The organism is Desulfofundulus sp. TPOSR (assembly GCF_011393055.1).
Taxonomy (GTDB): Bacteria; Bacillota; Desulfotomaculia; order Desulfotomaculales; family Desulfovirgulaceae; genus Desulfofundulus; species Desulfofundulus kuznetsovii.
In genome coordinates this window covers 176,869-188,561 of sequence record NZ_JAAOEF010000001.1, presented here as the reverse complement: position 1 = coordinate 188,561, position 11,693 = coordinate 176,869, and the positions used below count along the sequence as shown (strand labels likewise).

The 11,693-nt window shown below is 57.5% G+C and carries 8 protein-coding genes; 6 read left to right on the top strand and 2 right to left on the bottom strand.

The features are described 5' to 3' along the window. Positions 1–23 precede the first annotated feature (23 nt). Together G7K71_RS01055 and G7K71_RS01050 are read left to right on the top strand one after the other, a co-directional pair. Positions 24–437, top strand: coding sequence for a chemotaxis protein CheW (locus G7K71_RS01055; RefSeq protein WP_013822424.1), 414 nt, complete (start codon positions 24–26; stop codon positions 435–437). Between the two features lie 127 nt (positions 438–564). After that, positions 565–2,283, top strand: a complete 1,719-nt coding sequence (locus G7K71_RS01050) for an ABC-ATPase domain-containing protein (RefSeq protein ID WP_166342876.1) — start codon at positions 565–567, stop codon at positions 2,281–2,283. On the opposite strand, the gene G7K71_RS01045 is transcribed toward G7K71_RS01050, so the two are convergent. Continuing rightward, a complete protein-coding gene (locus G7K71_RS01045; RefSeq protein ID WP_013822426.1) occupies positions 2,284–2,664 on the bottom strand; it encodes a YlbF family regulator in 381 nt (126 codons plus the stop codon). Between the two features lie 31 nt (positions 2,665–2,695). Beyond that, positions 2,696–4,033, bottom strand: a complete 1,338-nt coding sequence (gene miaB, locus G7K71_RS01040; RefSeq protein WP_166342874.1) for a tRNA (N6-isopentenyl adenosine(37)-C2)-methylthiotransferase MiaB — start codon at positions 4,031–4,033, stop codon at positions 2,696–2,698. 172 nt (positions 4,034–4,205) lie between these two features. Here miaB and mutS point away from each other — a divergent pair, with 172 nt between their 5' ends. Genes mutS through mutL form a run of 4 tightly spaced genes read left to right on the top strand, consistent with a single transcriptional unit; the run spans position 4,206 to position 11,669 of the window. Next, positions 4,206–6,794, top strand: a complete 2,589-nt coding sequence (gene mutS / locus G7K71_RS01035; protein ID WP_166344956.1) for a DNA mismatch repair protein MutS — start codon at positions 4,206–4,208, stop codon at positions 6,792–6,794. 49 nt (positions 6,795–6,843) lie between these two features. Continuing rightward, positions 6,844–8,526 (top strand): hydantoinase/oxoprolinase family protein, encoded by a 1,683-nt coding sequence (locus tag G7K71_RS01030; RefSeq protein WP_013822429.1) that lies wholly within the window; start codon positions 6,844–6,846, stop codon positions 8,524–8,526. After that, positions 8,523–9,893 carry a histone deacetylase gene (locus G7K71_RS01025; protein ID WP_166342872.1) on the top strand — a complete coding sequence of 457 codons (1,371 nt, stop codon included), beginning with the start codon at positions 8,523–8,525 and terminating at the stop codon, positions 9,891–9,893. The genes G7K71_RS01030 and G7K71_RS01025 overlap by 4 nt, the downstream gene beginning before the upstream one ends. Then, positions 9,894–11,669, top strand: a complete 1,776-nt coding sequence (mutL, locus tag G7K71_RS01020; protein WP_166342870.1) for a DNA mismatch repair endonuclease MutL — start codon at positions 9,894–9,896, stop codon at positions 11,667–11,669. Positions 11,670–11,693 lie beyond the last annotated feature (24 nt).

Sequence of the window (11,693 nt, the reverse complement as noted above, 5' to 3'; positions counted from 1 at the left end):
CAATTTAGGAAGGGGAGTCAATTATGGGCGATGAGCAACAAGTGGTAATCTTCCAGTTAAACGATCAACAATATGCCCTGCCCATCCAGGAAACCCAGGAGATTATTCGCATGACCGATATTACCCGGGTGCCCAACACTAAAAGTTACGTTGAGGGTATCATCAACCTCAGGGGTAGTATCGTGCCGGTAATAAACCTGAACAGGCGCCTGGACCTGCCTGTGCGGGATTACACCGATGCCACCCGGATCATTGTGGTGGAGTATGAAGGACAAAAAGTGGGTATGATTGTTGATAACGTTCTGGAGGTAGGTCGATACAACGCCGATGAAATGGAACCGCCGGCGGTGGCGGGAGACAACATGGAGTTCCTCCGGGGGGTAATAAAAAAAGGCGACCGCCTGTGGTTATTGCTCAACCTGGGCCGGGTTTTATAGGCCGCGGGTTTTGCCTTGTTTCAGGGCCACACCGGTGGCCCTTTGTTGTGGATTTTGCTTCCTTTCAGGGGGCGTTCCTCGGCGTTTCCCCTTAGTATTTTGTATTTTACACAAAGAGGTGTTTTGCTTGTCCAACCAGGAAACACTGCGTTCCCGCCTGCTGGGCATAGATGGCCGTGGTTACGGTGCCTATAAGTCCATTGGCGGCAGCTATTCCTTTGGCCGTTACACTCTCTTTATTGATCACGTACAAAGCGATCCCTTCGCACCCCCCAGCCGCCTGCGGGTGCGGGTGGACCAGCGTTTGGCCAGTTTTCCTTCCGAACTGTATGCCACCACCCCCCGGAGAATTGCCCTGGAGGACTACCTGATGCGACAGTTTGGCCGGGCAATCAGCCGCCATGCCCGGGGGCACCGGGGTACCGGTAAAAGCGGCCTGATCACTATAGGCCACTGCGGCCAGGAAATTCTCGAGCGTACCGGGGCAGTTGTTAATAAAGAGTATGTAGAGATCCGTTTTAACGTTGGTCTGCCTGCCCGGGGGCGTACCATTACCGGCCGGGAAGCAGTGCGCATCTTCTTTGAAGAGATTCCGGCCATCGTCAACGAATCCCTGTTTTATAAAAGTCTTGACGCAGCGGCCTTAAAACAACAGGTGGAACTGGTGGAAGACCAGGAATTTTTAAGGGCCCAGCTGGATGAACGGGGCCTGGTGGCCTTTGTGGCCAACGGGGCCATCCTGCCCAGGGAAAGCGGTGTAAGCGACCTTCCTTTAACCCCGGGGCGGGTAATTCCCTTTCAATCCCCGCCGGAACTGGAGGTTTCCTTTGAGCTGCCCAATCGCGGTACGGTGACTGGCATGGGCGTTCCCCGGGGGGTCACCCTCATTGTGGGAGGAGGCTACCACGGCAAATCCACCCTTTTGCGGGCCCTGGAACGAGGAGTTTACAACCATATCCCCGGAGACGGGCGGGAACTGGTGATTACCGTGGATGACGCGGTGAAAATCCGGGCCGAGGACGGCCGCAGCGTGGAAAAGGTGGATATCAGCGCTTTTATAAACAATTTACCCCATGGCCAGGATACCCGGGCTTTTTCCACGGAAAACGCCAGTGGCAGCACTTCGCAGGCGGCCAACATCGTGGAGGCCCTGGAAGTGGGGACCCGTTTGTTGCTTCTTGACGAGGATACCAGTGCCACCAACTTTATGATCCGGGATGGCCGCATGCAGGAACTGGTGGCCAAGGAATTCGAACCCATCACCCCCTTTATCGACAGGGTGCGCCAGCTTTACGAGCACCTGGGGGTTTCCACCGTCCTGGTGGTGGGCGGATCGGGGGATTACTTTGCGGTGGCCGACCGGGTCATTATGATGCAAAACTACATCCCCCTGGATGTAACCCGGCAGGCCAGGGAGATTGCTTTGCGCCACCGTGATGAGCGCCGGGTAGAGGCTGTTGGTACTTTTAACCGGATTACCCCCCGTATCCCTTTGCCTGCCTCATTTATCCTCGAGGGACGGGCCAAGGTAAAAGCGCGGGGTACAGATGAAATTGTCTACGGCCACATGGATATTGACCTGCAGGATGTGGAGCAACTGGTGGACCCCGCTCAATTGCGGGCCATAGCTGAGATCATCAAGTATGCGGCTAAACACTACGTTAACGGAGAACGAACCTTGAGGGAAGTAGTCCTGGCGGTGCTGGCGGATATAGATAGAGAGGGCCTGGATGTTGTATCTCCCTTTAAAGGCCTGCACCCGGGGGATTATGCCCGCCCCCGGGTGCAGGAAATTGCTGCCGCTATTAACCGCTACCGCCGCTTGCAGGTGCGCCAGCAGTTATAACTAGACCTCACAGCCGCAGCAGCAACTGCAGCTTTCATCGGAACAGGAATGCTGGCCGCCGGAAATGGCATCGCTAATGATCTGGTTGATTTCTTCCAGTAACTGTTCGAAGTTGTGTTGAGCACGGAAAAATTCCGTAATCAACGGGTTATCCATCATGCGCTTTTCCAGATCTTCCACATCGGCCTTCTGGCTTTCCGTAAGTTCCAGGCCCTGGGTCTGGATCATTTGCAGGAACCGCTGCTTTTGATGAAATTCATCGATGATTTGCTTGGCGGCAGGGTCCTGCAGCATAGCCTGCTGGGCCTGGATCATGGCCGCCAACTCCTGGGAGCGGGCAATTTCTTCTCCCAGTTCCCGGGCCTTTGCGATTACAGACACATCAATCACCTCCCATCCAGGGAAATATTGATCATACCGTCGCCGCCAATTTGCCTTCCAGGTGGGTGAGGCGGGCTCCGGTAACAGTCACATTCACTAGTTGCCCGGCGAGGTCCCTGGAGCCGGGGAAAATCACCAGTCGGTTGGTCCTGGTGCGGCCGCTCATCATTTCGGGGTTGGTTTTGCTTTCGCCTTCCACCAGAATCTGCTCCACCCGGCCAACGAGGGCCTGGTTATGGGCCAGGGTGATTTCGTTTTGTCTTTCAATGAGCTTTTGGATCCTTTCGCTTTTTATTCCGTCGGGTACCTGTTCGGGGAGGCGCGCCGCCGGGGTGCCCGGCCGGGGGTTATATACAAAGGTAAAGGCGCCGTCAAAGCGCACCCTTTCCACCAGATCCATGGTCTGAGCAAAATCCTCTTCCGTTTCCCCCGGGAACCCTACCATGATATCAGTGGTTATGGCCACGCCGGGTATAGCCCGGCGAATGCGCTCCACCAGGTCCAGGTAATAGTCCCGGTCGTAACCCCGGTTCATCAGCTTCAAGATACGGTTGCTGCCTGCCTGCACGGGCAGATGGATATGTTCGCATACGTGGGGACAGCGGGCAATGGTATCAATCAGTTCCTGGGTAAAATCCCGGGGATGGGAGGTGGTAAAACGAATACGCCAAAGACCCGGAATTTGATCCACTTCTGCTAGCAGGCGGGCAAAACTGGTCGGCCCGGGCAAATCCTTACCGTAAGAATTCACATTCTGCCCTAAAAGGGTGACTTCCCGGTAGCCTTCCTGTACCAGCTGGCGAATCTCGTTAAGAATGTCTTCCGGCCGGCGGCTGCGCTCCCGCCCGCGCACGTAGGGTACAATACAGTAGGTGCAAAAGTTATTGCAGCCGTAGGTAATGTTTACCCAGGCCTTCACCCTGGAGGCCCGGCGGATAGGCAGGTTTTCCACGATCTCTCCGGCCTGATCCCATACCTCCATCACCCTTTCCCGGCATTCCCGGGCCTGTAAAAGGAGTTCGGGCAGGCGGTGTAAGTTGTGGGTACCCAGGATGAGATCCACCTGGGGAAAACGGTTTTTGATTTTGCGGGCTACTCCCGGCTGCTGGGTCATGCATCCAGCTATGCCAATGATCAGGTCGCCCTTTTTATCCTTTAAGTGAGCCAGGCGCCCCAAAAGGCCGTAGATCTTGTTTTCGGCCGTTTCCCGCACGCAGCAGGTGTTTACCAGTATTACATCGGCCTCACCGGTGCTGGCGGCTGGTTCGTAACCCAGGGATTCCAGCATGCCGGCTATTACCTCAGAGTCATGGTCATTCATCTGGCACCCAAAGGTTATTACTTCATAGGTGGGTATTCTTTCCTTCATACCTGATCCCTTCCCGTTACTCCTCGTATTATATCTTATTTGGGGCCCGGGCGCAAACTTATTTTCATCATGGCTTCGGAGCCTGGACATCGGAACCGGGTTTTCCTTTTGCCTGGCAGTTCTTTGTGTTATAATGGTGCCCAGGAGGGGATTATTGGTGTCTTACACCCCCATGCTGAAACAGTATTTGCAGATTAAACAGAATTATCAAGACGCTATACTCTTTTTTCGTCTCGGGGATTTTTACGAAATGTTTTTTGATGATGCCCTGGTAGCCTCGCGGGAACTGGAAATTACCCTTACCGGGAGGGACGCCGGGGCAGCCGGCCGGGTGCCCATGTGCGGGGTGCCCTATCATGCGGCGGACACCTATATTGCCCGTTTAATTGAACGGGGGTACAAGGTGGCCATTTGCGACCAGGTCGAGGACCCGGCCGATGCCAGGGGGATCGTGCGGCGGGAAGTGACCCGGGTGGTTACCCCCGGCACGATCATGGAATGCCTGGAGGAAAGAAAACATAATTTCCTGGCCGCTGTAGTTGAAAAAGGCAATGCTTACGGTCTGGCCGTGGTGGACGTAACCACGGGCCTGTTCATGGTTACCCAGATAGACGGCCGGGATGCCCTGCTGGATGAACTAATCCGCCTGGAACCGGCCGAGGTTCTCCTGCCCAATATACCCCTTTACCGGGAGTTGGCCGGGGCTGTCAAGTCCCGGCTGCCCAAAGCGGTTACTTCCTTCTGGAGTCCCGCCGCCTTCGAGCGGGGGGAGGCGGTCCGGAGCTTACAGGAACAGTTGGGAACGGGTTGGACCCGCTCCGGTTTAAGCGGCCTGCCCCTGGCCATCCTTTGTGCCGGGGGAATGCTGAATTACCTTAAGGCCACCCAGAAGCGGGAACTGGGCCAGATCAACCGGGTAGAAATATACAGTGGGAGCCAGTACATGCACCTGGACGGGGTCACCCGGCGCAATCTGGAGTTAACCAGTTCCTTAAGGGATGGCTCCCGTTGGGGTACCCTTCTCTGGGTGCTGGACCACACGGTCACGGCCATGGGCGGGCGTTTATTGAAGTCCTGGCTGGAGCGCCCCCTGCTGGATGTCCAGGCCATTCGTGCCCGGCAGGATGCGGTGGAGGAACTGGTCAGTGATAGTCTTGCCCGCCAGGAACTGCAACACCTTTTAAAGACCATCTACGATTTGGAAAGGTTATCCTCCCGGGTAGTCTACGGCACCGCCGGCCCCCGGGATTTGCTTGCCTTGAAAAACTCCCTGGCCGTTTTGCCAAAGGTAAAAAAGGTGCTATGCAATAAAAAAGCTCCCCTCTGGCAGGAGATTGCCGGAGATCTGGACTGCCTGGAAGATGTTGTCCAGCTCTTAGATGAAGCTATTGACGCCGATCCCCCTGCCGGTTCCAGGGAAGGTGGTATCATCCGGGAGGGATATCATCCCGAGGTGGACCGCCTGCGCCAGGCCAGCCGGGAGGGTAAAAACTGGCTGGCCCAGCTGGAAGCCCGGGAAAAGGAGCGTACCGGTATCCGCTCCTTGAAGGTAGGCTTTAATAAGGTGTTTGGTTATTACCTGGAAGTAACCCGCCCCAACCTTGATCTTGTGCCCGCCGACTACATACGCAAGCAGACCCTGGCCGGGGCGGAGCGTTTTATTACCCCGGAGCTAAAGGAACTGGAAGAACAAATCCTGGGAGCAGAAGAAAGGCTTGTTCAGCTGGAATACCGCTTATTTACCGAAATAAGGGAAAAAGTGGCTGCCCAGGTGAGGCGCATTCAACAGGCAGCGGGGGCGGTAGCCCGCACCGATGCCCTTCTTTCCCTGGCCGAGGCAGCGGTGAAGGGAAATTATGTCCGTCCCGAGGTAAACGACGGTTCCCGCATTACCATCCGGGAAGGGCGTCACCCGGTAGTGGAGCAGGTGCTTGAGCCGGGGGAATTTGTGCCCAACGACGTGGATCTGGGGGGCGATACCCGCCTGATCCTGCTTACCGGACCCAATATGGCGGGGAAGAGCACCTATATGCGCCAGGTGGCCCTGCTGGTATTAATGGCTCAGGTGGGTAGCTTTATTCCCGCTGCTTCCGGGGAAATAGGCATTGTGGACCGCATTTTTACCCGGGTGGGGGCCAGCGACGACCTGGCTGCGGGGCAAAGCACCTTCATGGTGGAGATGAGCGAATGCCAGGTAATTGTCAGTGCGGCCACGCCCCGGAGCTTGATCATCATGGATGAGGTGGGGCGGGGTACCAGCACCTACGACGGCATCAGCATTGCCCGGGCACTGGTGGAATACATCGTGCGCCGCATCGGTGCCCGAACCCTCTTTTCCACTCATTATCACGAATTGACTGAACTGGATGTCTTGCCCGGGGTAAAAAACTTTACCGTTGCCGTGGAGGAAAGGGGAGAAGACGTGGTTTTCCTGCGCCGGGTACGTCCCGGGCGGGCAGACCGCAGTTACGGCATCCAGGTGGCCCGCCTGGCGGGCTTGCCCGGGGAAATCCTGCAAAGGGCCGAAGAAATACTCCACGAGCTGGAGTACCGCCGGGACAGGGGAGCTGTAAGTTCGGCGCCAAGGGACCTGCCGGCTCACAGGGAGGAGAAAACTGCGGTTCCCAAACATCCTATCCTGGATGAACTGGTGAAACTGGATCTGTGGCAAATGACCCCCCTGGAGGCCCTGAATACCCTTGCCGCCTGGCAGCGGAGTTTAAAACAGGGTGTAAGGCGGGTCGCCGGCCACGGTAGTTAGAGTGGTCATTCCTTGGAAAAGAGATTTCGGTAGGGGGTGAAACCTTCCCGTGTATATAGGCATAGATGTCGGAGGCACCTGTACTGATGCGGTTCTCCTGGATCGAGGGCTGGTCCGGGCCATGGCCAAGGTACCTACCCGGGAGGACCTGTTATCCTCCCTTCTGGAAGCCCTGGACGAGATTATGAAAGGAGTAGAGGGGGAACTGGTGGAGCGGGTGGTCTTCAGCACCACCGTGATCACAAATTTGATTGCGGAAAAGAAATACGATCCCGTGGGCTTGATCCTTATGCCCGGGCCCGGCTTAAGCCCCAGCCTGTACCGTTTCCCTACCGACACGCATATCATCCAGGGAGCCATTGACTACCGGGGGCGGGAGATTATTCCGCTGCGCTTGACCGAGGTGGACCAGGCTGCCGCAGAACTGGCAGCCAGGGGTTATCGTAAGGTGGCTGTAGTGGGTAAATTTTCGTGCCGCAACCACCGTCATGAAAAGGAAGTGGCCGCCCGCGTACTATGGAACTACCCCGACTGGCATGTGGAACTGGGTCACCAGGTAGCCGGACAATTGAACTTTCCCCGCCGGGTGGTTTCCACTTATCTCACCTGTGCCACCCGGGAAAAGTACCAGTTTTTTGTTCGTTCCGTCCAGGAGGCCATCTCGCAGCGGGGAATAAAGGGTGCCATTTTTATTCTCAAGGCCGACGGCGGTACCCTGCCCCTGGAAAGTTCCCTGGAGGTGCCCGTGGAAACCATTTTTAGCGGGCCGGCGGCCAGTACGTTGGGAGTGCAGGCGTTGACGCCGCCGGGGGAAACGGCGGTGGTGGTGGATATCGGTGGTACCACCACCGACCTGGCCCTGATCTTGAGCGGCCAACCCCTTTTAGCCTCCCGGGGAGCCCGGGTGGATGACATGCTCACTCACGTACGGGCGCTGGCGGTGAAATCGGTGCCCGTGGGAGGCGACAGCGTTGTCGAACGGGTAGGGAAGGACATTATCATTTATTCCGAGCGCCTGGGAGCTCCCTACTGCCTGGGTGGTCCTTTGCCCACACCCACCGATGCCTTGAGGGTGCTGGGGTTAACCAGGCTTGGGGATGTCGACCGGGCCCGGGAAGCCATGCAGATGCTGGGCGCACCTTTAGGGCTTTCCGTTGCCGAAGTGGCCAGCCGGGTGACCACCCGGGTAATTGAAACCATTACCCGGGAAATTGAAGCCATGTTTAGCCGCTGGGAGCAGGAACCGGCTTACCGGGTTTGGGAAGTGCTGCAGAAGAAGAAAGTACGCCCCAGTACCGTGGTGGGTGTGGGCGGTGGGGCGGCCGGTTTTGTTTCCCAGATTGCTGCCCGTTTGGGGTGTTACCCGGTGATCCCGCCCTACGCCCCGGTGGCCAACGCCATCGGAGCGGCAGTGGCCCGGCCTACCCTGCAGGTAACCTTAAGGGCCGACACGGAGCAGGGTATATATATCATCCAGGAGGAGGGCTACCAGGGAAAGATCACCGAACGTTCCTTCAATGAGGAAAAGGCTTTAGAACTGGCCAAAGAATGGCTGTGCAAGCGGGCCGCCCGTCACGGGCTGGAAGACTGCGTGGAAGGGTTGGAGGTTACCAGGCGGGAAGTCTTCAACATGGTGCGGGACTGGGTGACGGTTGGTCGCTTAATTGATGTCACCGTACAGACCCGGCGGGGGATTTTGTACCACGTGGGAGCGGGGGGGACCAGTGAATGAAAAATAATAAAACCGGCCTGGTATTTTTCCCGGCCTTTGACTGGGCCATTTCGCCCACCCACCCGGAACGGGAAGAACGTCTTTTATACACCCGGGATCAGATCTTTGAAGAAGGGGTTCTGGATCTGCCCGAAATAGAGGAGTACGCCCCCCGCCTGGCCACCATCCACGACATTGCCCGGGTACACTTCTGTGTTCCCCGGGTGCAAAGCCAGGTTACCGAGGCCCATCTTATTGCCGCCGGTTCGGCCACCCTGCTGGCCGATGCCATTGTGCATGGAGAATTAAAAAACGGTTTTGCCCTGGTGCGTCCCCCGGGGCACCATGCCATGCGGGTGGTCCACGGCAACCGGGGTTTTTGTAATATCAATAATGAGGCCATTCTAGTGGAATACCTGCGCCGCCACCATGGTATTAAGCGCATTGCCATTGTCGACTCGGACGTACATCACGGGGATGGCACCCAGGACATCTTCTATCACGATCCCGATGTCCTGTTTATCTCTTTTCACCAGGACGGGCGTACCATTTACCCCGGAACGGGATTTCCCAATGAACTGGGCGGTCCCGGGGCCTATGCCCGCACCATTAATATTCCCCTGCCCCCGGGACTGGGCGATGAGACCTTTCATTATGTGGTAGATAATTTGATTTTACCGATCTTAGAAGACTTTAAACCGGAATTTATTATCAACTCCGCGGGGCAGGACAACCATTTTACCGATCCCCTGGGCAGCATGCGTTTTACGGCCAGGGGCTACGCCGAGTTCACCCGCAAGCTTAACCCCCACCTGGCGGTGCTGGAGGGGGGGTATGCCATTGAAACGGCTCTGCCCTATGTCAACCTGGCCATCCTGCTGGCCCTGGCCGGCCATGACTATTTTTACGTGCGGGAGCCCGAATGGCCCGGAACGATGCCGGAAAACCCGGAACGGGTAGCCAGGGTACAACGGGTGGTAGAACAGCTCCGGAACGTATGGGAAAACAGGGACCGGGTTGATCTGGATAAAATTTTTGGCACCGGAACTTTTTTCCAGCGCCGAAAGCATATCTACTACGACACCGACTACATTGAAGAGGAACAGCTTGAAAGGGTACGCCGCTGTCCCAACTGCCCCGGCTATATTACCATTGACTCCCGGGCCGATCATGGCTACGGCCACCCCAACCGGGTGTTTTGCGTGTCCATACCTTTTACGGCCTGTGGGGCCTGTCAGACAGAGGCTTACGATGCCTACGAACAGGCCAGGGGGCTTGCGCAGTACCAGTTTGTCTACCTGCAGGATAAATCCACCGATACATTCCTGGCCTTTGACCGGGATAAGGGCCAGGAATGGGTTTCCGAGGGTCCAAAGGTGGGGGAATAATTGCCGAAGATTGTTATTCTGGATGAAACTACGGCCAACCAGATTGCCGCCGGTGAGGTGGTGGAAAGACCGGCCTCGGTGGTCAAGGAACTGGTGGAGAACTCCCTGGATGCCGGGGCTTCGACCATCTCGGTGGAGATTGAACAGGGGGGCCTGACCCGCATTGTGGTCCGGGACAACGGCTGTGGCATGGACGAGGAGGACGCGCAGCTTGCCCTTTTACGCCATGCTACCAGCAAAATCCGCGGGCCGGCGGATCTTTCCCGGATCACCACCCTGGGCTTCAGGGGAGAGGCGCTGCCCAGTATAGCCGCGGTAAGCAAATTGACCCTGAAGACCCGCACCGCCACTGCCGACCGGGGAACTTTTCTGGAGGTGGAAGGGGGCAAGGTGATCAATAGCGGCCCCGCCGCCCTGGCTCCGGGGACCATTGTCACCGTGGAAAACCTTTTCTATAACACTCCGGCCAGGAAAAAATATATGAAGTCCCCCGGCACCGAGGGGGGTGTGGTGGGAGACTATATTTTCCGCCTCGCCCTGGCCCGTCCGGAGGTGGCCATACGGTTTACCCATAACCGGCGGCAGGTTTTTGCCTCGCCGGGGACCGGCAAGCTGCTGGACGTCATTGCATCCTTCTATGGTTCCGAGCTGGCCCGGGAAATGCTTCCGGTAGAGGAGAGCTCCGGGGATTGGCTGCTGATAAGGGGGTATACCGGACGGCCCACCCTGCACCGCAGCAACCGCCGCCAAGTCACCGTGTTGATCAACGGCCGGTACGTGTACAGCCCCCTGGTTACCATGGCGGTGTGCGAGGCATACCACACCCTTTTACCGGCCGGTCGTTACCCGGTGGCGGTGATTTCCCTTTCCGTCGCTCCGGAACTGCTGGATGTCAATGTTCACCCGGCCAAACTGGAGGTCCGGCTGGCCCGGGAAAGGGAAGTGTCTGAGGCCGTTACCCGCGCCGTCCGGAAGGCCCTGATGGGCAACCGGCTGGTCATTCCAGGAGCGGTGCTGCGGGAGCACGGGCCTGATTTGCGGGAGGAGCCCCTGCCACGGGTACCCCGTTTCTTCCCGCGGGAGGCCGGCAGACAACAGGTTTTGTTTCCAGACCATCCGCCGCACAGCCTCCCCCCGGCCGGTAGGAAGGGTTACGTGGCCGAAGCGGCGCCGGTGTATGAACATACCGGGCACTCCTTCCCTGCGGTAGAGTATGTGGGCCAGCTCATGCCCACCTATCTTTTAGCCGCGGGACCGGATGGACTGTATATCGTTGACCAGCACGCCGCCCACGAGCGGGTTCTCTATGAAAAATACCTGGCCGCACTGGCCGGCCCGGGAGCAGCTTCCCAGATGCTTGCGCTGCCGGTGAATGTCTTTCTCACCCACCGGGAAGCCCGTCTGTTGGAAGCACACCGGGAATTCCTTGCTTCCCTGGGATTTATACTGGATTTCTTCAGCCAGGATACGGTGGTGGTACGGGGACTACCACCGGATTTCCCCCCGGGAGAAGGTGAATCCTACTTGCGGGACATAATTGGTTACCTGGATGAACCCGGCCGCTCCCCATCCCGGGAGGACCTGGTGCATCACCTGGCGGCTCAGGCTGCCTGCCGGGCGGCAGTAAAGGCCGGGGAAGGACTATCCGGGGCGGAGGCCAGGTCCCTTTTGGAGCAGCTGGCGGCGGCCGGGAATCCTTTTACCTGTCCCCACGGCAGGCCCACCATTATCCATATTTCTCACCATGAACTGGCTCAGCGCTTTAAACGCTGCTAAAGCGGAGGTGGTGTTCTTGTCGGC

What these genes read in the sequence shown, in the direction of transcription:
- G7K71_RS01055 (WP_013822424.1), top strand. Translation starts at nt 24, where the DNA reads ATGGGCGATGAGCAACAAGTGGTAATCTTCCAGTTAAACGATCAACAA.
- mutS (WP_166344956.1), top strand. Translation starts at nt 4,206, where the DNA reads ATGCTGAAACAGTATTTGCAGATTAAACAGAATTATCAAGACGCTATA.
- G7K71_RS01025 (WP_166342872.1), top strand. Translation starts at nt 8,523, where the DNA reads ATGAAAAATAATAAAACCGGCCTGGTATTTTTCCCGGCCTTTGACTGG.
- miaB (WP_166342874.1), bottom strand. Translation starts at nt 4,033, where the DNA reads ATGAAGGAAAGAATACCCACCTATGAAGTAATAACCTTTGGGTGCCAG.